This window comes from Streptomyces sp. NTD91, from assembly GCF_059510455.1.
In genome coordinates this window covers 1-25,406 of sequence record NZ_JCAJZW010000056.1, presented here as the reverse complement: position 1 = coordinate 25,406, position 25,406 = coordinate 1, and the positions used below count along the sequence as shown (strand labels likewise).

General features: G+C 72.7%; 23 protein-coding genes and 3 pseudogenes. 10 read left to right on the top strand and 16 right to left on the bottom strand.

Annotation, left to right across the window (positions count from 1 at the left end; translation table 11 throughout):
• Positions 1-89: 89 nt before the first annotated feature.
• Positions 90-848, bottom strand: coding sequence for an IclR family transcriptional regulator (locus AC5WRT_RS34980; RefSeq protein WP_496097404.1), 759 nt, complete (start codon positions 846-848; stop codon positions 90-92).
• A gap of 155 nt (positions 849-1,003) precedes the next feature.
• Between AC5WRT_RS34980 and AC5WRT_RS34975 the strand changes: the two are divergent.
• Positions 1,004-1,302: pseudogene (locus AC5WRT_RS34975) on the top strand (LysR substrate-binding domain-containing protein); the annotation flags it as partial.
• 317 nt (positions 1,303-1,619) lie between these two features.
• Here the strand turns inward: AC5WRT_RS34975 and AC5WRT_RS34970 are convergent.
• From AC5WRT_RS34970 to AC5WRT_RS34960, 3 genes are all read right to left on the bottom strand, one after another.
• Entirely contained in the window at positions 1,620-2,405 is a 786-nt protein-coding gene (locus AC5WRT_RS34970; RefSeq protein WP_496097403.1) for an XRE family transcriptional regulator, read from the bottom strand.
• 189 nt (positions 2,406-2,594) lie between these two features.
• Positions 2,595-3,203 (bottom strand): SH3 domain-containing protein, encoded by a 609-nt coding sequence (locus AC5WRT_RS34965; protein ID WP_496097402.1) that lies wholly within the window; start codon positions 3,201-3,203, stop codon positions 2,595-2,597.
• Positions 3,204-3,440: 237 nt separating this feature from the next.
• Complete coding sequence (locus AC5WRT_RS34960; RefSeq protein WP_496097401.1) at positions 3,441-3,728, bottom strand: putative quinol monooxygenase; 288 nt, start codon at positions 3,726-3,728, stop codon at positions 3,441-3,443.
• A 261-nt stretch (positions 3,729-3,989) separates the two neighbouring features.
• On the opposite strand from AC5WRT_RS34960, the gene AC5WRT_RS34955 reads away from it, so the two are divergent.
• Both AC5WRT_RS34955 and AC5WRT_RS34950 read left to right on the top strand, forming a co-directional pair.
• Complete coding sequence (locus AC5WRT_RS34955) at positions 3,990-4,370, top strand: DoxX family protein (RefSeq protein ID WP_496097400.1); 381 nt, start codon at positions 3,990-3,992, stop codon at positions 4,368-4,370.
• Positions 4,367-4,834, top strand: a complete 468-nt coding sequence (locus tag AC5WRT_RS34950; protein WP_496097399.1) for a peroxiredoxin — start codon at positions 4,367-4,369, stop codon at positions 4,832-4,834. The genes AC5WRT_RS34955 and AC5WRT_RS34950 overlap by 4 nt, the downstream gene beginning before the upstream one ends.
• Positions 4,835-4,976: 142 nt before the next feature.
• On the opposite strand, the gene AC5WRT_RS34945 is transcribed toward AC5WRT_RS34950, so the two are convergent.
• The 3 genes from AC5WRT_RS34945 to AC5WRT_RS34935 form a co-directional block, all read right to left on the bottom strand.
• The gene (locus AC5WRT_RS34945; protein ID WP_496100936.1) at positions 4,977-5,411 is read right to left on the bottom strand and encodes a cupin domain-containing protein; all 435 of its coding nucleotides are present in this window, start codon (positions 5,409-5,411) and stop codon (positions 4,977-4,979) included.
• A gap of 336 nt (positions 5,412-5,747) precedes the next feature.
• On the bottom strand, positions 5,748-6,356 hold the full coding sequence (locus tag AC5WRT_RS34940; protein WP_496097398.1) for a DNA polymerase ligase N-terminal domain-containing protein: 609 nt from the start codon (positions 6,354-6,356) through the stop codon (positions 5,748-5,750).
• 57 nt (positions 6,357-6,413) lie between these two features.
• Complete coding sequence (locus AC5WRT_RS34935; protein ID WP_496100934.1) at positions 6,414-7,277, bottom strand: oxidoreductase; 864 nt, start codon at positions 7,275-7,277, stop codon at positions 6,414-6,416.
• Positions 7,278-7,440: 163 nt separating this feature from the next.
• Here AC5WRT_RS34935 and AC5WRT_RS34930 point away from each other — a divergent pair, with 163 nt between their 5' ends.
• The gene (locus AC5WRT_RS34930) at positions 7,441-8,367 is read left to right on the top strand and encodes a helix-turn-helix domain-containing protein (RefSeq protein WP_496097396.1); all 927 of its coding nucleotides are present in this window, start codon (positions 7,441-7,443) and stop codon (positions 8,365-8,367) included.
• Between the two features lie 20 nt (positions 8,368-8,387).
• On the opposite strand, the pseudogene AC5WRT_RS34925 reads toward AC5WRT_RS34930, so the two are convergent.
• The 3 genes and pseudogenes from AC5WRT_RS34925 to AC5WRT_RS34915 all read right to left on the bottom strand — a co-directional run.
• Positions 8,388-8,591 (bottom strand): annotated as a pseudogene (locus AC5WRT_RS34925) (aldo/keto reductase); the annotation flags it as partial.
• Positions 8,592-8,781: 190 nt separating this feature from the next.
• Positions 8,782-9,027: pseudogene (locus tag AC5WRT_RS34920) on the bottom strand (LLM class flavin-dependent oxidoreductase); the annotation flags it as partial.
• 103 nt (positions 9,028-9,130) lie between these two features.
• Positions 9,131-10,633, bottom strand: a complete 1,503-nt coding sequence (locus AC5WRT_RS34915; RefSeq protein ID WP_496100933.1) for a metallophosphoesterase family protein — start codon at positions 10,631-10,633, stop codon at positions 9,131-9,133.
• A 642-nt stretch (positions 10,634-11,275) separates the two neighbouring features.
• Between AC5WRT_RS34915 and AC5WRT_RS34910 the strand changes: the two genes are divergently transcribed.
• A complete protein-coding gene (locus tag AC5WRT_RS34910) occupies positions 11,276-13,681 on the top strand; it encodes a M4 family metallopeptidase (protein WP_496100932.1) in 2,406 nt (801 codons plus the stop codon).
• Positions 13,682-13,732: 51 nt separating this feature from the next.
• On the opposite strand, the gene AC5WRT_RS34905 is transcribed toward AC5WRT_RS34910, so the two are convergent.
• From AC5WRT_RS34905 to AC5WRT_RS34895, 3 genes are all read right to left on the bottom strand, one after another.
• Positions 13,733-14,899, bottom strand: a complete 1,167-nt coding sequence (locus AC5WRT_RS34905) for a glycoside hydrolase family 64 protein (protein ID WP_496100931.1) — start codon at positions 14,897-14,899, stop codon at positions 13,733-13,735.
• Positions 14,900-15,112: 213 nt separating this feature from the next.
• Entirely contained in the window at positions 15,113-15,868 is a 756-nt protein-coding gene (locus AC5WRT_RS34900) for a dienelactone hydrolase family protein (RefSeq protein WP_496100930.1), read from the bottom strand.
• A gap of 131 nt (positions 15,869-15,999) precedes the next feature.
• Complete coding sequence (locus AC5WRT_RS34895) at positions 16,000-16,620, bottom strand: L-threonylcarbamoyladenylate synthase (protein ID WP_496097391.1); 621 nt, start codon at positions 16,618-16,620, stop codon at positions 16,000-16,002.
• A 321-nt stretch (positions 16,621-16,941) separates the two neighbouring features.
• Between AC5WRT_RS34895 and AC5WRT_RS34890 the strand changes: the two genes are divergently transcribed.
• Positions 16,942-18,453 carry a helix-turn-helix domain-containing protein gene (locus tag AC5WRT_RS34890; RefSeq protein WP_496097390.1) on the top strand — a complete coding sequence of 504 codons (1,512 nt, stop codon included), beginning with the start codon at positions 16,942-16,944 and terminating at the stop codon, positions 18,451-18,453.
• A 168-nt stretch (positions 18,454-18,621) separates the two neighbouring features.
• Here AC5WRT_RS34890 and AC5WRT_RS34885 read toward each other — a convergent pair whose 3' ends face one another.
• A complete protein-coding gene (locus AC5WRT_RS34885) occupies positions 18,622-19,869 on the bottom strand; it encodes a serine hydrolase domain-containing protein (protein WP_496097389.1) in 1,248 nt (415 codons plus the stop codon).
• A gap of 249 nt (positions 19,870-20,118) precedes the next feature.
• On the opposite strand from AC5WRT_RS34885, the gene AC5WRT_RS34880 reads away from it, so the two are divergent.
• Positions 20,119-20,355 carry a hypothetical protein gene (locus tag AC5WRT_RS34880; RefSeq protein ID WP_496100929.1) on the top strand — a complete coding sequence of 79 codons (237 nt, stop codon included), beginning with the start codon at positions 20,119-20,121 and terminating at the stop codon, positions 20,353-20,355.
• A gap of 4 nt (positions 20,356-20,359) precedes the next feature.
• Here AC5WRT_RS34880 and AC5WRT_RS34875 read toward each other — a convergent pair whose 3' ends face one another.
• A complete protein-coding gene (locus AC5WRT_RS34875; protein WP_496097387.1) occupies positions 20,360-20,827 on the bottom strand; it encodes a hypothetical protein in 468 nt (155 codons plus the stop codon).
• A gap of 290 nt (positions 20,828-21,117) precedes the next feature.
• Between AC5WRT_RS34875 and AC5WRT_RS34870 the strand changes: the two genes are divergently transcribed.
• Complete coding sequence (locus AC5WRT_RS34870) at positions 21,118-22,467, top strand: transaminase (RefSeq protein WP_496100928.1); 1,350 nt, start codon at positions 21,118-21,120, stop codon at positions 22,465-22,467.
• A gap of 16 nt (positions 22,468-22,483) precedes the next feature.
• Complete coding sequence (locus tag AC5WRT_RS34865; RefSeq protein WP_496097385.1) at positions 22,484-22,924, top strand: Lrp/AsnC family transcriptional regulator; 441 nt, start codon at positions 22,484-22,486, stop codon at positions 22,922-22,924.
• A 12-nt stretch (positions 22,925-22,936) separates the two neighbouring features.
• On the opposite strand, the gene AC5WRT_RS34860 is transcribed toward AC5WRT_RS34865, so the two are convergent.
• Complete coding sequence (locus tag AC5WRT_RS34860) at positions 22,937-24,043, bottom strand: PP2C family protein-serine/threonine phosphatase (protein ID WP_496097384.1); 1,107 nt, start codon at positions 24,041-24,043, stop codon at positions 22,937-22,939.
• A 299-nt stretch (positions 24,044-24,342) separates the two neighbouring features.
• Here AC5WRT_RS34860 and AC5WRT_RS34855 point away from each other — a divergent pair, with 299 nt between their 5' ends.
• Positions 24,343-25,251 (top strand): GNAT family N-acetyltransferase, encoded by a 909-nt coding sequence (locus tag AC5WRT_RS34855; RefSeq protein WP_496097383.1) that lies wholly within the window; start codon positions 24,343-24,345, stop codon positions 25,249-25,251.
• The last annotated feature ends 155 nt before the right edge of the window (positions 25,252-25,406 follow it).

Sequence of the window (25,406 nt, the reverse complement as noted above, 5' to 3'; positions counted from 1 at the left end):
CGCAGTCCTCACAGTTTGGGGATGTTGCCCGGAATATCGGTTTCATCAATGAAACGGGCGGGGTGAGGACGGTCACAAGGAGCGGAATTTCAGATAGTGAGCGAGAGGCTCCGGGTCACCCGGCCCGCGACCGGGAGCAGACGTTCGCGGACCTCCTCGAGCCGGTCCTGCCGTTCCACCGGCAGGGAGACGCCGAGCGACCCGGGCGTGGCGCCGCGGTAGACCGGCACGGCGACGCACACGGTGCCGAGCGCGTACTCCTCCAGGTCCGTGACGGCCGGGGCAAGCGGGGGAGCCTCGAGCCGGCGGAGCAGCTCCGGGAGGCTGGTGATCGTCCGAGGGGTGAGGTCGGCGAGGTGATGCCTGGACAGATAGTCCCGGCGGGCCTCCTCGTCCAGCTCGCGCAGCACCGACTTGCCCAGGGCGGTGGCGTGTCCGGCGTCCTCGAAGCCCACCCACAGATCCACCCGGGGCGTGCGCGGACCGTCCACGATCTCGGCGACCCGGATCTCGCCCTCCTCGTAGAACGTGAGGTAGGCGGCCATGGCCAGATCGTCCCGGAGAGCGGCCAGCGCCGGGCGCACCCGGCTGAGCAGTGCCTGGGCGCGGCCGGCCGTGTGCAGGGAGTTCACCCTGTCGCCCAGGACGAAGCCGCCGTCGTCCAGTTTGCGCGCGTAACCGTCGTGCACCAAGGTGCGCAGCAAGTGGTACGCGGTGGCCAGGGGCAGCCCCGTCTCGCGCGCCAGCTGTTTCGCCGGTGCGCCGTTCTCGTGCGCGCTCACCGCCTCCAGCAGACGGAACGCCCGCTGCACGGAAGTGATCAGTGTGGGGCCGCCCTGAGCACCCATACGTCCAGACTGCGCCGCGCCTGCGGCCCCGGGCAAGGCCGGGACCACCCGCGGCGGCGGGCGGGACCGTGCCGGCCGCCCTCAGCGGTGTCCGGTCGTGATGCTCAGCGCGTTCGCGACGACCACCGCCCCGATCCCCGCCCACTCCGGGACCCCGAGGCCTCCCGGCCGACCGGCGGACCGGTACCACCCCCGAGCTGTGGCCGCCGGACTCCCGCCCCGGTGTCCAGGAGACGCACGACGTCGACGACTGGCTCACCGTCATCGCCGCCGGACGGGGCATCGGCGTCACCGCCGAGTCGACCGCCGACCAGTACCCGCGGCCCGGCGTCGTCTACCGGCCGGTGCGCGACGCCGAGCCCGTCGCCGTACGGCTCGCCTGGTGGCGCGACGACCGCACCGCACCCTCCAGGCGGTCCTGGAACTGCTCAGCGAGCTGTACCGCACGGGCTGAGCAGCCGTGGGGCCGAGGGGTCCGGCAAGGCGCAGGTACGGGTGGAGAGGATCCGCGGTCGCGATCACGCAGTGCCGCATGGGCCTGGAGGGCCTGTGCGCGGCCGCCGTCGCCGTCGCCGTCGCCGCCGGGGACGAGCAGCCGACGAGCCGGCGGCCTCGGCACGGCGATGGAGAAGGCCGTCGCCGACGGCGAACCGGACACGTACTTTGACCTCAAGCACCGGTTCCACGAGCGGATGCGGCTGATCCCCGCGCAGCGGACCGCGGTCGAGCTGCTGGACCTGAGGGTGCGGCGCCGCCCGCGTCCGGGGATTCTCATCCCTGCGCGTCGGGCTCCACGCCGAGGCCCGTGCACGCCAGCTTCCCGGCCACCTCGGCACACGCCTCCACGCCCCGGGGCGAGGACACCGGGAGCATCGGGCTGCTGTCCCCGCCCAGGTCGTCCGCCGGATAGCCGGCCGACATCACGTCCTGGCCGGCGCGCACCGACACCTCGCGAGCCGCAGGCGACCGCAGCCGGACCTGCGCCCAGGCGGTTCCGCAGGCCGGCGAGTAGCGCAGCCGGACGGTGTAGGCGGGATCGGTGACCGTGCTGGTGGTCCGAGCGTCCCGGGCGCACACCGACGCGTCGGGCAACTCGCCCTGGCAGGAGCGGCCGTGACAGCGCGGCACGGACGGGAGGGTCTGCGCGGCGGGCGCGGTACCCGGCCGCGCGGACAGGGTGACGGCGGCGGCCACCGCCGTCGCGGTGCCGCACAGCGCCAGCGCGCACAGCGCGAGCCAGGACGGGAGCCGCCCGGGAAGCCACGGCGCGATCCGGATGCGCCGACGCGAGGGGCCCGGCTCCTCGGGCGGGGGCGTGTCCGACGAGTGCAACTGCGCCAGTACGGCTTCGGGGTCGGCGCCGGCGAGCCGGCAGAGCGCCTCCACGGCCGGCCTCGGCGGCGGCGTGCCACCGGACAGATAGCGGTGCCATGCGGACTTGCTGTACGGGGTGCGCGCGGCCAGCGCCGCGAGGCTCAGTCCCGTACGGTCCTTCAGTTCGCGCAGTCCCAGCACCAGTGGCTCGTCCGGTGCGGTCGACGCTTGGGGATGTCGCATCGTGCGTCCTCGACTCCCGTTGCGCTATGGGCAGTTTTCGCCCCTGTTGCCGGAATGGCTTCCCGCGAGTGCGGCGACTGCAACACCCGGGAGTCAGGAGGAAGGTGAGGGCGCCGGTGTACCGAAGGCCCGTTCGGGGGTCGTCGAACGGGCCTTCGGCGGTTGAAGGATGCCGCGGCGTCCCGCCCGTCAGCACCAGGGCAGGGAACGGCCCGTCCGTACGTAGTGGGCCGACACGTAGCCCGCGTGGTGCGACAGCCGGTACCAGGTGCGGTCGCCGTACACCGACGAGCCGCGCGTCCGGCACACGAGCGTCAGATGCCGGCCCGTGCTCCGGTGGCCGACCACCCGGTAGCCGGTGCCCGGACCGGAGCGGATGTTGAGCCGGGCGTGGCGGGTGGCGACGCGGCCGACGAAGAGCGGTGCCCGGCGGTGGGGCAGCGGCTGTGCGATGAGCCGGTACCGCGTCCAGTGCGCGGCCAGGCGGTACGCCGCCGCGTGCACGGCGAGGCGGCAGGGCGCCGTCCCCGGCGTGAAGCGGTACGCCGCACTACGGCGCGTGAGGTGGTGGATCCGGTGCACGCGGTGCGCGCGGAGGGCGACCCGGTGGTGCCGGTGGTGGGTCACGTACCTGCGGTGAATGCGGTGCTGAACTCGGTGGGCGGGGTGCTGGACGGTGACACTGGGCACCGGTCGCGCGGCGGCCGCGCTCGCCGCGGTGGCGCCGGCCCCCGTGGGCAGGAACGCGAGCACCGCGACCGTGGCGAGCAGTCCGCTCTTGAGACTCCGTCGGATCAAGGCAACCTCCGGCTGTCGTTCTCGTGACCACGAGCAGTGATCACGCCAGCCAGACTTTCCATGACGGACCGTCAGAATGCTGTCCCGGTGTCCCCCGGAACGGCCGGGACGTCCCGCGGGACGGGGCGCGCGGTACGGGCCCGTGTCGTCCGGGCCGTGGCGCGCAGCCGTCCCGCCGGTCCCTCGCCCGTCCGGGTGACGCGTCCCAGGAGAGCGCCCACGGTGGCCCGGGCCCGCTCAGAGCGTCTCGGCGAAGGTGACGTTCCGCTCCTTCAGCAGCGGGAACACGGTTCCCCGGATCAGCTCCGCGAAGTGCTCCGTCTCCTTGTGCGCCTCGAAGCCGGCGCGATCCGTGTAGCGCTCGTACAGGACGAACGCTCCGGGCCGGTCGACGACCTCGTGCGCCTCGTAGGCGAGGTTCGCGGGCTCCGAGGGGACCAGTTCGCGCATCTTGCGCAGCGCGTCCCGAACGGTGTCCGCGTCGGCGGGAGCGCACTGGTACTGGGCGACGACGGCGAAGGCCATGGAGTCCCTCCGGTGTTCACGAGCGGCGGTCGACCCGCCGATTCCAGCAGCTTCCGGCGAGGTGCGGCCCGCGCGACACGCGGCCCGTGCCCGCGAACGGCCCAGTGACCGGCCGGCCCCAGACAGGCAGGTGGCCTCGCCCACGGCAAGGCCACCACCGCCGCAGCCCGACGGCCGGCCCCGCCGGCACTTCGGGGCAACCGGTCACCTCGCCGCCTACCATCCAGTAATATGCGGCGGCAGGCCACCTCAGGAGGATCCGTGCCACGGTCCGAACGCTCGTCCCTGCTGCTCGCCGGCCTGCTGGCCGCGGCCGGGTTCGCCCACTTCACCGCCCCGCGTCCCTTCGACGCCGTCGTTCCGCGCGCCCTGCCGGGCTCGCGCAGGGCATGGACGTACGCCAGCGGGGCCGTGGAGTTGGCCCTGGCGGCCGGGATCGCGGCGCCCCGGACCCGCACGGTCGCCGCCAAGGCGGCCGCGGCCTTCTTCGTCGGGGTGTTCCCGGCGAACGTGCAGATGGCCGTGGACTGGCGGCACCGGCCCGCACCGCTGCGCACGGCCGCCCTCGCCCGGCTGCCGCTGCAACTGCCGCTCGTGCTGTGGGCCTGCGGCGTCGCCCGCAACCAGGAGGGACGGTCGTGACGGAGCGCATCGAGGTCGGAGGCAAGGTCGAGGACTTCGCCCTGCCCGACGAGACCGGCACCACCCGCCGGCTCACCGAACTGCTGGCCGACGGACCCGTGGTCCTCTTCTTCTATCCTGCCGCCCTCACCCCCGGCTGCACCGCCGAGGCCTGCCACTTCCGCGACCTCGCCGCCGAATTCGCCGCCCTCGGTGCCCGGCCGGTCGGAATCAGCGGCGACACCGTCGGTAAGCAGCAGGAGTTCACCGGTCGGCACGGCCTCGGCATGCCGCTCCTGTCCGACACGGACGGCACGGTCCGCGAGCGGTTCGGCGTGAAGCGCGGCTTCTCCCTCGCCCCGACCAAGCGCGTCACCTTCGTGATCGCCCGGGACCGCACCGTGCTGGAGATCGTCCGCAGCGAACTGCGCATGAACACCCACGCCGACCGGGCCCTCACCGCACTGCGCGCTCACCAGGGCTGACCGGCCCCGCGCGCGGAGGGGCCCTCGAGCCCCGGGCGGCCGCGGACCGCTGCTCGTCGCGGGCTCACCCAGCGCCGGGGCAGTCGGCAGACCGGCCGGGGCAGGACCGTCCGGGCCGGGCAGACGCTCTCCCGGCACCTGATCACTGGAACGAGCAGCCCGGGTTCGGTGCGTCCTCCGAGAACGCGGCGCCGTGCGGCAGTACGTACAGCACGTCGAGCACGAGCGGGGCGTCGCCCAGGTTCCGCCCGATGTGGACGTGATCGGAACCGGCCGGCTCCTGGATCGTCGACCCCGTCCGGTACACGCCGTCCGAGGCACAGGTGGAGTCGAAGTGGCTGAGAGTGCCCTGCTTCACCACGCCGTACAGGGGGCCGTCGTGGTAGTGCCAGCCGGTGCTCTGGCCCGGCGGTATGGTGATCTCCCGCAGGGTGTAGTCGGTGTGGCCGATGGTGGTCCGGCCGATGAGCCGGGCCGTCACACCCGGTCCCGGCGCAGTCGGCTGGGCGGTGCCGCAGGTCAGAACGGTGGCGACGGTCAGCGCGCCGGTGACAGCGGCACGAAGAGCGGTACGCATGCGGGGCCTTTCGGGACGCGGGCTGTTGTCGCCGCGAACATAGAGGCACCGCAGGGGCGGCCGGGGGCGGAACCCGGCGATCCGTATGCGTGCGTGAGCGCGGGGCAGCTCGACGACCCGGGGACACGCGTCGTTCGGGTGCTGTCCCGTGCGCGGGAGCAGCAGCGTCCGGTCCCCCTCGCGCACCGCCGGCACCCGGACACCGTCCGGCTTCCGCTCGGACAGCCGGCCCTCGCCGAGGTCCCGCCGGTCCCTGAGCGCCGCCGGCGGCGGGGCCGCCGCGGGCAACTCCCGCGGGCCGGCCGGCAGCAAGTCCAGCAGGCCGGGCACCGGCGCTCACTCCTCCCCGCCGGCCGCGACCTGCGCGAGGGTGCGGCCGGTACGCACCGAGCGGGCCCGCCGGGGATCCGGAGTACCGTGCCCGGACGACCGCGCCGGGCCCTTGCGCACCAGCAGCCAGGCCTCCCGCTCGCCCTCGCCGCCGCGGAACCGGGTCAGGGCGTACTCCCCGTGCAGCTTGCTGCCGTGCAGCCGGAAGGTGGCGTGCCCGCGCTGCAGCGACTCCGCGAAGTCCACCGGGCGGCCCCTGCGGTCGTGGCTGAGCGGCTCGTACGTGCCGGCGTCCCAGACGATCACGGTGCCGCCGCCGTACTCGCCCTTCGGGATCACTCCCTCGAACTCCTCGTACTCCAGCGGATGGTCCTCGGTGGGCACCGCCATCCGCTTGTCACCGGGGTCCGCGGACGGGCCCTTCGGCACGGACCACGACTTGAGGACCTCGTCCACCTGGAGCCGGAAGTCGAAGTGCATCCGGCTCGCGTCGTGGATCTGCACCACGAAACGGGGTTCGACGCGCCGGGCGCCGGGCTCCCGCCCCGACGGCTCGCGGGTCCGCTCGAAGTCCCGCCTGCCGCGGTATGTCCGCAGCCGGTCCTCCGCTGCCACCTGCCGCTCCTTCCGTACGTCCGTCCCACGGCGCCCGGGTACCCCGCGCCGGGGCGTTCAGCCCGCGATGCCGTCCAGCTCGGCGACCGTCTCGTCCGGCAGCGCCAGGGACGCGGCGGCGATGTTCTCCCGCAGGTGCTCCGGCGAGGAGGTGCCGGGGATGAGCACGATGTTCGGCGACCGGCGCAGCAGCCAGGCCAGCGCCACCTGCTGCGGCGAGGCATCCAGCCGGGCGGCCGCCTTCGCCAGCGTCTCCGACTGCAGGGGACTGAACCCGCCGAGCGGGAAGTACGGCACGAAGGCGATGTTCTCGGCCGCCGTGCGCTCCACGAGGACGTCGTCCCGCCGGTCGGCCAGGTTGTACAGGTTCTGCACGCACACCACCGGCGCGATCGCCAGGGCCTCGTCGAGCTGCGCGGCGGTCACCGTGCTCAGTCCCAGATGCCGGATCAGCCCCCGCTCCCGCAGTTCGGCCAGCGCGCCGAACTGCTCGGCCAGCGGCTCGTCGTTAGGGGCCTCGACATCGCCCACTCGCAGGTTGACGACGTCCAGCGACTCCACACCGAGGTTCCGCAGGTTGTCGTACACCTGAGCCTTCAGGTCCTCGGGGTGCCGGGACAGGATCCAGCTGCCGTCCGCTCCCCGGCGGGCACCGACCTTGGTGACGATCCGCAGGTCGTCGGGGTAGGGGTGCAGGGCCTGCCTGATCAGCTCGTTGACGACCACGGGACCGTAGAAATCGGCGGTGTCGATGTGCGTGATGCCCGCCTCCACCACCGCGCGGAGCACCGCCACGGCCCGCTCGCGGTCCTTCGGCGGACCGAAGACATGGGGTCCGGCCAGCTGCATCGCGCCGTATCCGACGCGGGTCAGGGTCAGGCCGCCGGCCGGGGTGACGGTGCCGCCGAGCTGTGCGGTCATGTCGTACCTCTCAGAAGTTCGCACTCGAAGACGTCCGGGCCACCGGTCCTCCGGCGGCCCCGCACTCCACCTTGCGCCCCGCGCTCCCGCCGTTGCAGTGCCCCGGCGATCCTGGGACTGACAGGGCCAGTCACCGCCGGTCGCGCGGACGTACGGTTGCCGCATGGACCGATCGAACGCGCTCGGCGAATTCCTGCGGGCCCGCCGGGCGCTGGTGCGGCCCGAGGACGTGGGACTGCCCGGCGGCGGACTGCGCCGTGTGCCGGGGCTGCGCCGCGAGGAGGTCGCGATGCTCGCCGGCATCAGCTCCGACTACTACCTGCGGCTGGAACAGGGCCGCGACCGCAACCCGTCCGCGCAGGTCCTGGAGGCCATCGCCCGCGTCCTGCTCCTCGACGCCGGCGCCACGGCCCACCTCAGCGGCCTCGCCCGGGGCCGACCCGCCCCCGGTGTGCGGTCCGGGCGCCGCACGCGTGAGGTCCCGGCGAGCCTGCTCCAGCTCATCGACGGCTGGCCGCGCAACCCGGCCTACGTGCAGAACCGGTACGCCGACTGCCTGGCCGCCAACGCCCTGGCCACCGCGCTCACCCCGAACTACCGGCCCGGCGTCAACGTCCTGCGGGCCGTCTTCCTCGACCCCGCCGAGCGCGAACTGCGCCGGGACTGGGAGGACCTCACCGAGGAGGGCGTGGCCGTGCTGCGCTCCGAGGCCGGGGCGTACGCGGACGACCCGCGGCTGCGCGACCTGGTCGGCGAGCTGTCGCTGCGCAGCGAGCGCTTTCGCGCCCTGTGGGCCCGGCACGAGGTACGGCCCCGCCGCGGCCGGGTGAGCCGGCTGACCCATCCGCAGGTCGGCGACATCGACCTGCAGTCGCACAAGCTGTCCGTGGACGGCACCGACGGTCTCACCCTGGTCGTCTTCCACGCCGAGCCGGGCAGCCGCAGCGTCGAGCTGCTGGACATCCTCGGCAGCCTCAGCGTGCCCGCCGACGACGGCGACCGGATCGGCGGCGCTCAGGGGAGGATCGAGGAGCGCCAGGTCCTGTCGTCTGACTCCCGGCGTCCGCCCGAAGGGCAGGCGGGAGGCTGACGGCAGGCCTGAAGGGCTGCTCAGAACTCCTCGTGCGTCTCCGGGTCGCCGCCCGGTCGGCGGGGAGCGTGACGGGAGATCGCCGCCAGCTCGCCGGAGTCCAGCTCGAAGCCGAAGACGTCCAGGTTGGCGCGCTGCCGGCCGGGGTCGGCCGACTTCGGGACGGGCAGCGCACCCAGCTGCACGTGCCGGCGCAGCAGCACCCGCGCCGGCGTCACCCCGTTGTGCCGGTGAGGGTGGACGGCAGCGCGTCGCAGGCGTTGGTGGGTACGGAGCCGGGCCGCTGGTGAAACGGGCCGGAGCGGCGGCCGGGGTGCGCGCCGGTGGCACCCGCCGGGCCCGCGGCCGGGGTACGCGCCGGTGGCAGACCGGATGCCGGCTCGCCGGACGGCTCCGACGGGCCCCGGCCGGCGCTCAGCCCGTCGGCCGCCGGCCCAGTGCAGGCCCCAGCCTGGTCGCCATGTCCGTGAGGATCTGCACGTAGTCCTCGTGCTCGAAGGTGAACGGCAGCGCGAACGCCACCTCGTCCATCTCCCGGAACGCGGCGTGCGCGCGCAGCCGTTCGGCCGACTCCTCGGAGCCGCCGACCAGGTCCGGGGCGAACAGCAACCGGCCCGGCCCCTGCGGGGCGGACGTGCGGGGCAGACGCTTCGCGGCGTGCCCAGCTTGTGCAGCGGTCGGGGCGTGGACGGCGCGGGCTCCTTCAGCGGTCATGGGTCGGTTCCGTCTCCGATTCCGGCAGGCGAGTGTGACAACCGGGTGATCACTTCAGCGGGATGACGATCTCGTCCTCGACCGGCGGATCGATCTCCTGCGCCCGGTTGCCGGTCGCGGCGAAGCAGCGCAGCCGGACCTCCTCGGGGGTGACGTCCAGCCGCAGAAAGGACTTGAAGAACGGCGGGCTGTAGGTGGCGGAGCCGGGCGAGAACAGCTGGGTGTAGACCTTGCGCACGGGCAGCCGGACCCGGGACGTGCGGTCCGGGCGGCCACCGGAGCCGAGCAGGCTCGCGACCAGCCGGGTGCGCCGGGTGATCCGGGCGTCGGGTGCGGGCCTGCGGCCCGGCTCGACGCCGAGGCGTTCGGCGACGACCGCGGTCGCCTCGGCCTCGGTGAGGGTGAAGAAGCGGCGCAGCCGCAGCCGGCGGCCGTACAGGCGGCTGTAGAAGGCCAGTGAGTCGCCGCGCAGCGGGTAGCAGCGGAAGTCCTTCTCGCTGACGCCCCCGACGGACACGCGCGGGATGGTGTGGGTGGCGTGCATGAACGCCCCGCCGCCGCCCGCGACCACGTACTGGACGGTGCGGCCGTTCACGTCGACCGGGTAGCGCTGGTAGTTGTGGATGTCGCCGCCGATCGCGGCCACATAGTGATGCGCCGGGTCGCGGACGATGTCGTCCACGGTCCCGCCGCCCTCGATCGCGCAGGGATGGTGCTCGCCGTCGACGTACAGGGGTGAGCCTGTGATCAGGATCTTCGGCCTGGGGCCTCGGGAGACCTCGCGCAGCCAGGCGCCCTGTTCGGCATCGATCGTGCCGAGCAGCCCGGTGTCGATGCCGACGATCCGCACCGGCCCCGCGTCCATCGCCCAGTAGGGCCCCGGCTGTACGGCCTGTTGGCCGGGCGCCGACCGCAGCTTACGCGCTGCGGCGAACCGTTGCTCGTCGGCCGACCGGGGCCGATGCCAGAGCAGGGACCGCCACCAGGCGCGGGTGAGCGGGCGCGGCCGGGGCTCGGGCGCGAGCGGCCCGGCGTCGGCGCAGAAGACCCGCATGAAGGCGCCGAGGTCCTCGTACCAGTCGTGGTTGCCCGGTATCGCATAGATCGGGGCCGGATAGTCCTGGTAGGGGCGGAAGAACTTGGTGCCGTAGTCGCCGATACTGCCCACCGGATAGATCACGTCGCTCGAGATCACGGCGAAGTCGGTTCCCCGACTCACCTTCAGGAAGCCCGGCACGACGGCGTATTGCGAGGCGTCCCCCTCCCCGGTGTCGCCGAGGACCATGAAGGAGAACCGGTCGTCGACCTTGCGCCGGATCACCTTGTCGGCGGGCGCTCCGGCCGCTTCCCGGCGCGCCACCCAGCGGCTGCGCGTACGGCCGGTCGGATCGCCGAACCAGGACGCCAGCACGCCGTTGCGGGCGATCCACAGGGTCCGCGGGTTCAGCCACGACAGCTTCTCGACGTGGTCCGGCATCAGCTGCTTGTAGGCACCGGGCTCGGCCGAGCCCCAGCCGGCGCCCTGGGCGGTATCGCGCGAGGAGTCAGACACGCGGTGCACGGTAACAACGCGCCGGTGGACGACGGTTGGCGGGGTCCCGGCGCTTCGGAGGAAGTCGGCTTCGCGTGCGGTGCGCCGCCCGAAGGGGCCCGTACCGGGCGACGGGCACGACTCGCCCCCTCAGCCTCCGCCCGGGTCGTACGGCGGCGACGGCCCGTTCCGGACGGCGTCGAGACGGGCGACGATCCACCGCAGTTCGCGGGCGCTGCGGGGTGACAGGGCCCGCATGACGGTGTCGAGCAGTGCGCGGGTTTCGAAGGGGTCTTCGTCGCGGCAGTACCAGGACGGATTGCCCCACTCGTAGTCCTGCCACAGCCCGGCTCTGGGGCAGGCGGACGTAGTCGCGCCAATGACGCGACGCGGCGCTCACGTCCCCCGGCTGGAGACAGCCACGGGTGCGCTCGAGGCGCGCGATCAGCGGCACAGGGAAGACCACCGGCATAGGGAAAACCCTCGAATGACCTCCGCATCACTGACATGTTCGGGACAATCCTGCGATCCTTCCCACGCACCGCACATCCCCGGTGTGGCCACGGATCACGGACCCCGCACAGCTCAGCTCGCCCGGGCAGCAGACCCGTCTGCCCGTCTGTCACCGGCCGCGACCCGGCGGCCGTAGCAGGAGGAGTACGAGTGAGACCCCACAGACGCCTTCCCCACAAGCGTGCCACGGTCGGAGCCGCCCTGGTCTCCACCGCGGCGTTTCTCGCCATCGGCATGCAGGCAGCCCCGGCCGTCGCCAAGCCCGCCGCTCCCCACCCCAGCCCGCTGCGCACCGGCGGCCTGGAGGCGAAGCTCAGCCCGGCCCAGCACCAGGCCCTGATGAAGAGCGCCCAGCAGAACACCGGCGCGACCGCCCGCACCCTCGGGCTCGGCGCCAAGGAGAAACTGGTCGTCAAGGATGTCGTCAAGGACAACGACGGGACCCTGCACACCCGTTACGAGCGCACCTACGCGGGCCTGCCCGTCCTCGGCGGCGACCTCATCGTGCACACCCCGCCCGCCTCGCTGGCCGCGGGTACCGTGAGCACCACCTACAACAACAAGCACAAGATCCAGGTCGCTTCGACCGCCGCGACCGTCACCAGGTCGGCCGCCGAGTCAAAGGCCCTGAAGGCCGCCAGGGCCCTCGCCAAGAAGCCCGCCGCCGACAGCGCACGCAAGGTGATCTGGGCCGGCACCGGTACCCCGAAGCTCGCCTGGGAGACGGTGATCGGTGGGTTCCAGGACGACGGCACGCCCAGCAGACTGCACGTCATCACCGACGCCACCACCGGCAAGGAGCTGTACCGGTACCAGGCGATCGAGACCGGTGTGGGCAACACGCACTACAGCGGGCAGGTGTCGCTGACGACGACCCAGTCGGGCTCGACGTACACGCTGACCGACGGCACGCGCGGCGGCCACAAGACGTACAACCTCAACCACGGCACGAGCGGCACCGGAACGCTCTTCTCCCAGAGCAGCGACACCTGGGGCGACGGCACCAACTCCGACGCCACCACCGCGGGCGCGGACGCCGCCTACGGCGCGCAGGAGACCTGGGACTTCTACAAGAACACCTTCGGCCGCAGCGGCATCCGCAACGACGGCGTCGGCGCCTACTCCCGCGTCCACTACGGCAACTCGTACGTGAACGCCTTCTGGGACGACAGCTGCTTCTGCATGACCTACGGCGACGGCTCCGGCAACAACGACCCGCTGACCTCGCTGGACGTCGCCGGACACGAGATGAGCCACGGCGTCACCTCCAACACCGCGGGCCTGAACTACAGCGGGGAGTCCGGCGGCCTGAACGAGGCCACCAGCGACATCTTCGGCACCGGCGTGGAGTTCTACGCCGACAACAGCTCCGACCCCGGTGACTACCTCATCGGCGAGAAGATCGACATCAACGGCGACGGCACCCCGCTGCGCTACATGGACAAGCCCAGCAAGGACGGCTCCTCGGCGGACAGCTGGTACTCCGGGGTCGGAAACCTCGACGTGCACTACTCCTCGGGCCCGGCCAACCACATGTTCTATCTGCTGTCCGAGGGCAGCGGCACCAAGGTCATCAACGGCGTGACCTACAACAGCCCGACCTCCGACGGCGTCGCCGTCACCGGCATCGGCCGCGCCGCAGCGCTGCAGATCTGGTACAAGGCGCTGACGACGTACATGACGTCGAGCACCGACTACGCGAGCGCCCGCACCGCCGCCCTGAACGCGGCGGCCGCCCTGTACGGCACCAACTCCACGCAGTACGCCGGAGTCGGCAACGCCTTCGCCGGTATCAACGTCGGCAGCCACATCACGCCGCCGAGCAGCGGGGTGACGGTCACCAACCCGGGCAGCCAGACCTCGACCGTCGGCACCGCCGTGAGCCTGCAGGTCAAGGCGAGCAGCACCAACAGCGGGGCCCTGTCCTACAGTGCCTCCGGGCTGCCGGCGGGCCTGTCGATCAACGGCTCGACCGGCCTGATCACCGGCACGCCCACCACGGCGGGCACCTCCAACACCACGGTGAAGGTCACCGACTCCACCGGAGCCACCGGCACCGCGACCTTCACGTGGACCGTCAACCCCAGTGGCGGCGGCGGTGGTTGCACCTCGACCCAGCTGCTGGCCAACCCCGGCTTCGAGTCCGGCAGCACCGGCTGGAGCGCGACCAGCGGCGTCATCACCAACGACACCGGTGAGGCGGCCCACAGCGGCTCGTACAAGGCCTGGCTCGACGGCTACGGCACCAGCCACACCGACACGCTGTCGCAGTCGGTGACGATCCCGGCCGGCTGCAAGGCCACGCTCACCTTCTACCTGCACATCGACACCGCGGAGACCACGTCCAGCACCGCGTACGACAAGCTGACGGTCACCGCCGGTTCGACCACGCTGGCGACGTACTCGAACCTGAGCGCCAACTCGGGTTACGCGCAGAAGACCTTCGACCTGTCCTCGCTGGCGGGCCAGACGGTCACCCTGAAGTTCAACGGCGTGGAGGACTCCTCGCTGCAGACCAGCTTCGTCGTGGACGACACCGCCCTGACGACCGGCTGAGCGACCCCCGTTCCGCGGCCCCGCACCCGGGAGGTGCGGGGCCGCGGGATGTCAGCTCAGCGGATCCAGAGTCAGATACGCCTGCTGCGGACTGCCGTCGTGGACCAGCGACTCCTGGTCGCCGACATCGTCGAAGGCGAACGCGTAGGCCTTGCCGTCGGCCATCTGCGCATGGACATCGCGCGCGTACTGGTTGGTCACCGGGTCCTGGTAGAAGTCGGCCGGCGTCGTGTCCGGCTGGTCGGCGTCGGTCAGCAGCGTGGAACGGTCGAACCCGGCGCACAGGGTGCGCGAGATCGGGCCCCGCACGTCGTCGTTGGGCGCGTCGAGCAGTTTGTGGCAGCCGAAGACGCTGTCCGCGTCGGGCTTCTGGAAACTGGTGACGACGGCGCCCGCGGCATCGGTGAAGTTCATGACGTCTCCCGAGACCCGGCCGTAGTACTTGGTGTTCGGCTGGTCGGTGAACGGCGTGACCGTCAGCGTCGACGTCGTGTACTTCTGCCAGACCCGGTTGATGTAGTCGTCCAGCGCGTTCGCGGGCAGGGCTCCGGTCTCCACGCCGTACAGCGGCGAGAGGGCGCGCAGCACCGTGCCGTCCCGGCGGGTCTGTATCAACCCGGACCACCCGCCCGACTGACCGCGCAGCGCGTCGAAGAAGCCGCTGTAGCCGCCGGACCTCAGATGCCCCGTGGTGCTCACGCTGCCGTCGGAGCGCTGCACACCGACCGCGTACGGCGCGGAGAACATGTCCACCTGGGTGCTGTTGAGCCACAGCCCCGAGCCGTCGAGGGTGTACTCGGACCAGTTGAACAGGATGTTCCGGTTGGGGTCGGAGGGGTTCTGCACGGCCGGCTGCACCAGGCCCCCGGTGGTCAGCCGGAAGTCGAGCTTCTGGCCGTAGGAGAAGTAGATGCGGCCGGAGAACTTCGGGATCCGGATCGTCGTGGACTGCCCCGGAGCCGGTCCGCTGATCGCCGCGTCCGGAGCGGGCGTCGGTGGGTTGCTGCCCGCCGGCCAGGCGTGGAAGGTTCCGTTCGCGTCGGCCCAGCCCTGCTGTCCCGAGGACAGCTGGGTGCCGAGGTCGTACACGTAGACCGGTTCGGTGCGGCCGGAGTTGTTGGTGATCTTCAGTGGGATGGTGTCCGGTACCGCGGCGTCGACGGGGTGCGGGGCGCTCAGGACGAGCACTCCGCCGACCAGGGCCGAGGCCGCCGCCATGGCCGGCACCGGGCGTGAGCGTGCGTGAGGCACTCTCCTACCTCCGTGTGGGGTCGGGGTCGTACGGACATGGTCCGCACCTGTCTGAGAGCGCTCTCAGGCTCTTACTGAGACGCGAACATGTCAATGAGATGAACGGGAACGGGTGACCCCGCACGGCGCCCTCGTGCGGCGGGCGCCGTGCGCCGGTGCCGGCCGGCTCGGGGTCCTCTGTCAGAAGGTGCGTTCGAGCAGGCCGAGCAGTGCCGCCCAGTGCCGCTCGTCGGCCGCGCGGTCGTACGCCGGCGTGTCGGCCTGGGTGTAGCCGTGGTGGGCGCCCGGGTACACCTCGCAGGTGTGCCGGACCCCGGCCGCCGTCAGAGCCTTCTCGAAGCGTTCGATCTGCTCCGGCGGCAGCGACCGGTCGTTGTCGGCGTGCCCGAAGTACAGCTCGGCGGTGATGTGCGGGACGCCGAGGTGGGGGCTGCCCGGATCGTCGGTGGCGAGCCCCCCGCCGTGGAACCCGGCCGCCGCCGCGACCCGGTCCGGATGCGCCGCCGCCGTCCACAGGGCGAGGCGGGCTCCCATGCAGTAACCGGTGAGCGCGACGGGTCCGTCGGCGACCAGCGGGCAGTCGGCCAGCCGGCGCAGATAGGCGCCCGCGTCCCGCTTCACCAGGTCCGGCGTCAGCGAGGACACGACCGGGCCGAGCCGCCTCCAGATGGTCGGGTCGGCGCCCGGGTCGATGAACTCGGGCAGGTCGACGACCGGGGTCCGGTCGAGACGGTAGAAGACATTGGGCACCAGCACGGTGTAGCCGGCGGCGGCCAGCCGGTCGGCCATCGACCTCAGGTGCGGCCGCAGACCGTAGGCGTCCTGGTAGAACAGCACGCCCGGACGGGGGCGGCCGTCGGCCGGATGGACGAGGTAGGCGTCGGCGACACCGTCCTCGGTGGTGATGTCGAGATCGGTTCCCTGGACATCGGTCATGGTGGGCAGGCCTCCCTGAAGGGACACGGGGTGGGCGGCGACGGCCCTCGACGCCACGGCAGCAGGACCATCGCCACGGCTACGACCATGCTGTCACGCAAGATCCGCAAGCCCGCATCAGGGAGGCGGGTTCACTCGAACCGGCTGGTGTCCCCGGCGCCCCGCCGGACGATCTCCGCCTCGCCGCTGGAGAAGTCCACGACCGTCGTCGGCTCGGTGCCGCAGTCGCCGGAGTCGACCACCGCGTCCACCACGTGGTCGAGCCGGTCCTTGATCTCCCAGCCCTGCGTCAGCGGCTCCTCCTCGTCCGGCAGCAGGAGGGTGCTGGACAGCAGCGGCTCGCCCAGCTCCGCCAGCAGCGCCTGGGTGACCACGTGGTCCGGGATGCGCACGCCCACGGTCTTCTTCTTCGGGTGCAGCAGCTTGCGCGGCACCTCGCGGGTGGCCGGCAGGATGAAGGTGTAGCTGCCGGGCGTGGACGCCTTCACGGCCCGGAACACGTCCTTGTCCACCTGCACGAACTGGCCGAGCTGGGCGAAGTCCCGGCACATGAGGGTGAAGTGGTGCCGGTCGTCCAGATGCCGGATGGACCGGATCCGGTCCATGCCGTCCCGGCTGCCCAGCCGGCAGCCCAGCGCGTAACAGGAGTCGGTCGGGTATGCGATGAGTGCCTCCGAGCGCACGGCGTCGGCGATCTGGGCGATGCTGCGCGGCTGCGGGTTCTCGGGGTGCACGTCGAAGTACTTCGCCATTCACCGAGCTTATGCCGTACAGCACGCCCCACGCGCCCCGCACGCGCCATGGGCACCACGACCGCGGCGGCACCACCGCCACAGCACCACGTCACCGGGCCCATTCACCGCCCGATGGTTTCGTGGTGTACTTCCCCGATTCCGGGGCATGCGAGCGGAGAACCGTCCTGGGCATCCCCCCGCCCCGGACGCGAAGTCTCCGCCGGCCGCCCACCCCCCCCGGGCCGCCGGCGGAGCCGCGTCCGGCGCGCAAGGCGCGGTGCGTCGGGTAACGTGCGCATGCGTAAGCGCAGGTCATCAGGGAGACAGGGAGAGGGGCACGTGGCCGGCCGACCGGACGAGGGCCCGGCGTTCCAGCAGCCGTACGCCGGCGACAGCGCCTGGGCGCAGGAGTTGCTGGACCGACTGCGGCCCGCCGGACGCGATCTCGGCCGGCTCGTCGACTGGCTCGCCCGGACCGTCGACGCATCGGTGTGCCTCCAGGACATTCGGGGCGACCTGCTCGCCGGAGAGCCGCTGCCGCTCGACTCCGGCGTGCTGGCCGACGTCGCCGCCGGCCGAGTCTCGGCAGCGGCCCTCGACGACGGGGTACGACAGGTGCGCCTGGTCGGGATACGGCATCAGGGGCCCGGCCAGGAGGCGGTGGCCGTCCTCGCCGTCGCCCGCCCCGAGCCCTTCGACCGGCACACCGCCGAGATCCTCAACCACACCGTCGTCGTCCTGGAACTCCTGCTGAGGGAACGGGAGCTGGCGGAGTCGGGGCGACGGCTGCGGCAGGCCACCGCCGATCTGCGGCTGGCGATCCTGCAACTGCTCATGGTCGAGGACACCGTCTCCGCCCGCCGGGTCGCCGCCGGGCTGTGGCCGGGCCTGCTGGAGGAGGACACCGCCCGCGTCTACGTCCTTGAGGGCGCCGCCACCGAGCGCGACAGGCTCGCCGAGGCGTGCGTCGGCGCCACCGACGGCCGGGCGCTGGTCGTGCGCTGTCCCGCCGTGGACGAACACGTCATCGTCGTCGGCCCGTCGGCCGAGGTCGGGGAGCGACTGCGCGACATCGTCGCCGGCCGGCCCGGCACCTACCTGGGCGGCAGCCCCCGGCAGCGGCTCGCACTGACCGCCACCGCCTACGGGCAGGCCGTCACCGCCCTCGCCGTGGCCCGGTTCCACCCCGAGCGGTCCGCGGTCTACGCCTCCCGCACCCGGCCCGCCCAGCTCATGGACCCGGCGGGGCTGCGGGCGTGGGCCGCCGCCGTGCTACGTCCCCTCGACACCCTCCCGCACCACGTGCGCGCCGAACTGCTCGCCACCACCCGGCTGGGCCTGGAGTTCACCGCCGTGAACGCAGCCAAGGTGCTCGGCGTCAGCCGCAACACGGTGCGCGCCCGGATGGACCGCGTCGCCGCGCTGCTCCGCGCCGACCTCTCCCGGCTGGCCGTCCGCGCCGTCGCCCACGCCGCCCTGAACACCGAAGCCCTCCACGGGCCGTACGGCCCCTCGTTCGGCGCACCCGAGCGGCCGGCCCGGACCCGGCTCATCGAGCTGCTCGGGACGAGCGCGCTCCGCTCCTGGGCAGAGGGTCTGCTCGGCCGGCTCGACGAGGACGGCCGGGACCTGCGCCGCACCCTGCGTGTATGGACCGGCGCCGACGCGCACGCGGAACGTGCCGCCGAGGCGCTCGGCGTACACGCCCAGACCGTGCGCGAGCACGTCCGGGCCGCCGAGGCCGTCCTGGAACGCCGGCTGACGGCCGGCGGAACCGACCTGTACGAGGTCGTCCTCGCCCACCTGGCCACCGGTGAGCTGCCCCTGCCCGACCTCGGCACGGCGTTCTGATCCGGCCGCCGCGCGGCGAACCCGGACCAACCGGACGCGTCTGTGCACCGGTGAGTGCCGGGCGGGCGGTGCAGGGCACCGGTGCACTGGCCCGAGTCCGGTGGCGGACGTAGTTTCTGCATTCCGCGGGGCACGACCGGAGCGGGGGACCGGTCGGGGCCCCGCGCCTCACCCGGCCCGCGTGAGCGGCAGGTCGTACACGTGGGCCGGGGAGACGATCTTCGTGATCGCCCCGCCCAGGAGGGTACTGGGCTCCCGGGAGCGGTAGCCCGTGTCCGAGTCGAGCAGCACGACGAGTGTCGTCCCTGTCTCGGGCAGGTGGACGGTCAGCGACTCATAGCCTGGCAGAGAGCCGTTGTGGCCGATCCATCCATGGACGTCGAAGATGCCCATGCCGTATCCGGCGCCCCTGATCGAGTCGGTCCGCGGGGTGATCAGCCGCTGCTTCTGGGCGGCGGCGCTGACCATCCGCCTGCCGTCCGGGAACTGCCCCGTGGCGACCGTGCGCGCCCATGTGCGCATGTCCCGCAGATCGGAGATCATCGCGCCGGCCGCCCAGCCCCAGGAGGGGTTCCAGCCGGCCGCGTCGGCCTCCGCGCCGTTCGCCGTCTGCCTGGTGTATCCCTGCGCGTGCGGGGCGGGGAACGCGCTGCCGGTGGGGAAGAGTGTGTGCGTCATACCGGCCGGAGCCAGGATGTGCTGCTCGATGTAGTCCCCGAGGCGCTGCCCGCTCTCCTTCTCCACCACCAGGCCGAGCAGGATCAGGTTGGTGTTGCAGTAGGAGAACTCCTGTCCCGGCCGGAACAGCACCGGATGCCTGAAGGAGTACGCGAGCAACTGCCGTGGAGTGAAGGGCCGTAGGGGGTTCGAGGTCAGGGCCTTGTGGAAGCCCGGGTCCTCGGAGTAGTTGAACAAGCCGCTGCGCATCTGGGCGAGCTGACGCAGTGTGATCCGGCTGCCGTCGGGCACGCCGTCGACGTACCTGTCGATCGGGTCGTCCAGACCGACCTTCCCGAGGTCCGCCAGTTGCAGCAGCGCGGTCACGGTGAACGTCTTGGTCTCGCTGCCTATGCGCATGTACAGGTCCGGCGTCATCCTCCGGCCGGTGCTCTTGTCGGCGACCCCGAAGGAGCGGACGTAGTCCGGCTGCCGGGGCGTCCAGATGCCGACACTCACGCCGGGGATGTCCGCCTCGCGCATCACCTTCTGCACAGCGGCGTCGAGTCGGCGCGCCACGCCGGGGGTGAGGGCACGGACGCCCGCTTCGGAGGGACCCGGGCCGGGCGAGCCGGCGGCGAGGGCCGCCGGCGCCGAGGCCGGTGCGGACCGGGCGGATCCGGCGGGCGCTGCCAGCAGCGCCCCCGCCGTGACGGCGACCGCGGCCCGCCTCACCACGCGTGCGGAGATGGACGACATCGGCTGACCCCAAGCACGTGAGAGCCGAGCCATGCGACGAGCCCGACGCCGGAGACCGGACCTCCTCAGCATAGAAGCGCGCACACCGCCGCGCCCGTCGGAGGGACGGCCACCCGGGCACCCGGCCCGAACGGCCCGCGGGATGCTTGTCCGACGAGTGGAACGTCTCGTTCGGGCGATGGCCTCACCCGACTCGGTGAGCCATGTGCCGGGGGCGTACCGGTGGCGGCGCACGGGCGTTGCCCCGGCATGAAGCGCTTGGACCCGGCGAACCGCTTGGACTGGCTGGACCGGATCGAACGCCTGGACCGCATGCGCCGCCTGCGCCGGCCGGCGCAGGCGGACCGGGCCCGGGAACCGATCTACGCCCGGCTGGTGGCCGAATGGCGGGCGCAGGGACGGACCGTCCCGGCGGAGCCCGACGCCCTCGCCGTCGTCCTCACCGGCCCCGCCCGGGACGCGCGTCACGCGCCCGACCACGACTGAGCCGTCACTGCCCGCACAGTGGGGCGAGGACGGCGAGGGTGCCGTTGGCCTCCCGCAGCGCATCCTCCAGTGTGCCGGGGGAGTGGAGCGCGCCGGTGCCGTCCGGCGGCACGAGCCACTCCAGGGACCGCGTCGGTCGGTACGGCGGGGGTACGGCGACCCAGGCGCCCTTGGTCGCGTAGCGCAGACCTGCACCCACCCAGCCTCCGTAGGGGTCCGGCGGCAGGAAGAACCCGACCCGGCCCGCGGCCGTGTCGACCAGCGTCGGCCCCGGCACGGGCATGTCGGGCCGCCACAGCAGGTCGAGGGTGAGCAGCCCCAGCCGCTCCGGGACGCTCAGCACGTCCCAGAAGCGGCCCGCCTCCAGCAGGGCGATGCCCTCGCCGTGGTCCCATCCCCACTTGCAGGAGCGCGGGTTCGCCGCCGCGGCGGCCAGCCACTCCACGCCCCGCATCCACATCGTGTTCGCCATGCGCCGCTCCGGGTGTCCTCGTCCGCCTGCCCTCGGCATATGCATGCTCGTAGATATTTCTACATGGCGGAAGGGGTGGCGGACCCTGGCGTTTCGGTCGGGATGTTCGAACTCCGGTCGTGGGTTCGCCAGTTGGGGGAGCGGTGATGAGGCACCCTCCCGACGGTCGTGCCACCGCCATGCGCTCGAATCGATTGTTGCAACGATCGAATCATGCACAATCTCTTGATGAAGCCGCTGTTTCGATCGTAAAGTCACGATATCCGTCACCATCTCCAGTGAGGTACTCCATGGACCGCACGCGTCTGCACACCCTCCTGGCCCGCGAGCACGCCGAGGCCGAGCGCCGTAACCCGCGCTCGCGCGCGGCCTATGCGGGGGCCGGCCACCTCTTCGGGCGGGTGCCGATGACATGGATGAACAAGACGGCCGGTGCCTTCCCCCGTTATCTGGCCGGTGCGCGCGGCGCCCGGGTCACCGACGTGGACGGGCACGAGTACATCGACTTCTGCCTGGGCGACACCGGCGCGATGGCCGGTCACTCGCCCGCCCCGGTGACGGAGGCCGTGCAGAGGCGGTTCGCCGAGCTGGGCGGCGCCACGGCGATGCTCCCCACCGAGGACGCCGAGTGGGTCGGTGCCGAGCTGACCCGCCGGTTCGGCCTGGCCCGCTGGAGCTTCTCGCTGACCGCGACCGACGCCAACCGCTGGGCGATCCGGCTCGCCCGCGCCGTCACCGGGCGCCCGAAGATCCTGGTGAACAGCTACTGCTACCACGGCAGCGTCGACGAGTCGCTGATCGTCGTCGGCCCGGACGGCACGGGCACCGCCCGCCCCGGCAACGTCGGCGCCCCCTGCGACGTGACGCTGACCAGCCGTGTGGCGGAGTTCAACGATCTCGCCGGCCTGGAGCGCGAACTGGCCCACGGCGACGTCGCCGCCGTCCTGATGGAGCCCGCCCTCACCAACATCGGCATCGTCCTGCCGGGCCCCGGCTATCTCGCCGGGGTCCGCGAGCTGACCCGCCGGTACGGCTGCCTGCTCATCAACGACGAGACCCACACCCTCTCCGCCGGACCGGGCGGCTGCACGGCAGCCTGGGACCTGGAACCCGACCTGCTGACCATCGGCAAGGCCATCGGCGGGGGCATCCCGGCCGGCGCCTACGGGCTGTCCGCCGAACTCGCCGACCGGCTGCTGGCCCGCCCCGACCTGGACCTCGTCGACATGGGCGGCGTCGGCGGCACCCTCGCCGGCAACGCGCTCTCGGTCGCCGCCGTGCGGGCCACCCTCGAACTCGTGCTCACCGACGAGGTGTTCGGCCGGATGTCCAAGCTCTCCGAGCGCTTCGAGGCCGGCGTCCGCGCGGGCATCGAGGGGCACCGGCTGCCCTGGTCCGTGAGCCGGCTCGGCGCCCGCACCGAGTACCGTTTCACCAGCCCGGCGCCGCGCACCGGCACCGAGTCCGCGGCCGCCTCCGACCCGGAGCTGGAGGACTTCCTGCACCTCTACCTCGCCAACCGCGGCATCCTGCTGACCCCCTTCCACAACATGGCGCTCGTGTGTCCCGACACCACCGAGCAGGACGTCGACACCCACACCGAGGTCTTCGCCGCCGCGCTCGCCGAACTCGCCCGCTGAGCAGGGGAGCGACGACATGGACGAGATCGACCGGGCCATCCTGCGCGAGCTGCAGACCGACGGCCGTATCGCCTACGCCGACCTCGGACCGAAGGTGGGCCTGTCCGCCTCGGCGGCCAGACAGCGGCTGCAGCGCCTGCTGGACTCCAAGGCCGTCCAGGTGGTCGGTGTCACCGACCCGATGGCCATGGGCGGACAGGCCATGGCCCTGCTCGGCATCGGCGTCGTCGGCGACCCCCGGACCGTCGCCGACGCCCTCGCCGAACGCCCCGAGGTCGTCTACTCGGTGCTGACCTCCGGCGGGTTCGACCTGTTCGCCGAGGTGGTCGCGGCCGGCCCGAAGGCTCTGCTGGACTTCGTCAACGACGAGGTACGGCCGCTCGAAGGCGTCCGCGAGATCCGGTCCTTCCCGTACTTCGCCATCCACACCCACCGCTTCCTGTGGGACGTGGGCTGACCGGCGCGGCGGTCAGCAGGCCTGCTGCCGGGGCGCCAGCACCAGCATGCTGACGTCGTCCCGGACTTCGTAGCGCAGCCGTACCAGATCCGTCCACACCGATCGGGGCAGCTCGGCGGACGCGGTGCCGGCCAGGGTGGTCAGCCGCACGGGCAGCGGGTAGAAGACGTCGTCGGCGTCCCGTGCCTCCCACACCCCGTCGGAAGCCAGGAAGAGCCGGTCGTCCGGCCCGAGCGGGACCGTGACGGCCTTCGGCGGGTCGGCGCCGATCAGCCCGAGACCCAGAGGGGGTCCCGGTGCGACCGCCACCTCCAGGGCGTGCGGCCCGTGCAGCAGCACGGGTGGCGGATGACCGCAGGCCACCACCCGCACCGCGCGTCCGTCGGGGGAGAACTCCAGCAGCACCCCGGTGGCGAACAGTTCCGCGTGCCGTACGCCCGCCGAGTCCAGCGCCAGCCTGCGGTCCATCCGCGCGGCCACCGACTCGAGGTCCGGCTGGTCCAGCACCGCCTCGCGGAACGCGCCCAGCAGCGACACCACCGTCGCGACCGCCGCCAGCCCGTGGCCCTGCACATCGCCCATGACCGCGCGCACCCCGCACGGTCCGTCCCGCACGTCGAAGAAGTCCCCGCCCACCAGCGTCCCGTCCTGCGCGGCCCGGTAGAAACCCGCGCACCGCACGCCGCCGACCCGCTCCGGCAGCGGCGGCATCACGGCCCGCTGCACCGCCTCGCCGATCGCCCGCTCCGTGTCCAGCTGGGCGTCCCGGCGGCTGCGCACATACGACACGAACACACTCAGGGCCGCCACGAAGACGATGGTGAGCAGATCGGTGTTGCCGGGCCGGTTGAGGTGGGTGGCGGGGACGTTCAGCACCGCGACCACCCCGAGACCGAGGACCCCGGTCGCCAGCGGGCCGTACGACAGGACCGCCAGCGGCGGGATCGCCCCGAGCAGAAAGCCGGAGTCCCGGGCGTGCGGCGTGCTCAGGGTGGCCACGGTGACGGCCACGAGCAGCAGCACGGGCAGCACCCGCACCCACCACGGCGGCGGTGCGCCCCGCAGCCAACCGCGATTCTCCCGGTCCCGATGCGACGACCCGCCGCGCACCGATCTCACACCCCCAAGCTACGCCGCCCTGCGCACCTGTACCTCTCGCCTGGTCGGCGGGCCCGGTGAGGGCGCGGGAGACGCCGGGCGCCGCCGCGCACGGGCGGGGCGGGCCGGCGACGGAAAGCTGTGGACCTTCCGTGCGCGACCCGCATAGCGTGACGCGGCACGCCCGAGACGGACGGAAGGAGGCGAGCGTCATGGCCACAGTCATCCCGCGCTCCCCCCTCCCCGTCACCCGGGTGTGCCACGCCTGACCGGGAGCGCGTCCCCGCCGCCGTAGCGCGGCACGCATCCCGGAGGCATCCATGACCACCCTGGTCGTCCGCACGCTCGACGAGAGCAGCGCGCACCTGTTCGACACCATGCCCGACCCGCTGGGGTTCCGCGACCGGCACCGCAGCACCCGCTACCGTCCCGACTGGCGCCGCATCGCCGTGCGCGACGGCCGCACCGTGGCCCGGGCCGCCTGGTGGGGCGGACCCGAGGATTCCGAGCCGCTCGTGATCAACTGGTTCGACGTGGCCGAGGGCGAGGAGGAGGCCGGGGCCGAGCTCCTGCGCACGGCGCCCTGGCAGACCGACGAACTCGAACTCGACCCGCCCTCCGGCTGGCGCACGGACTCCGGGCAGCGGGCCGCCGTGGAGATCCGGACCGCCGCCGCACGCGCCGCCGGCTACGCCCCGCTGGTGGAGCGCTTCCTGTACCGCTGGACCCCTGACCTGGCCCTGCCCGAGCGGCCCGGTCGCCTGCTCTACGCCGCCGAGCCGGACGACACCGTGTTCTTCGACCTGCTGCGCCGGATCCACTCCGTCACCCTCGACGCCCATGCCCGCCGTGCGATCGAGCAGGGCGGAGCGGACCTGGCCGCGCAGGAGGAACTCGACGTCTTCCGCTGGTTTCCCTCGCCGCGCGCCTGGTGGCAGATCGCCCGCGCCGCCGAGGGGGAGACCGTCGGCATCCACATCCCCGCGCGCAATCCGTCCGGTCCCTGCGTCGGCTTCATCGGCGTCCTGCCCGAACAGCGCGGCCACGGCTACGCCTACGACCTGCTCGCCGAATGCACGCACTTCCTCGCCGCACAGGGCGCCGACTCCATCGCCGCCGCGACCGACCGGACCAACGTCCCCATGGCCGCCCACTTCACCAAGGCGGGCTGTCCCGTCGTACGGGAGCGCATCAACTTCTGGTCCGTACCCGGGGTCAGTGCCGGGTGACACGCTGAGGGCCCGCCCGGGGCGAGGGAGGCCCCCGAGCGGGCCCGACCGGGTCGGCCAGGTGTTGCGGGGCCCGGAACCGGCCGCGGTGCGGCGGGCGCTAGGGCGTGTTGCGAAAGTGGCGTCGTCCGCCCGGAGGGTGGGGTCCGCGGCGG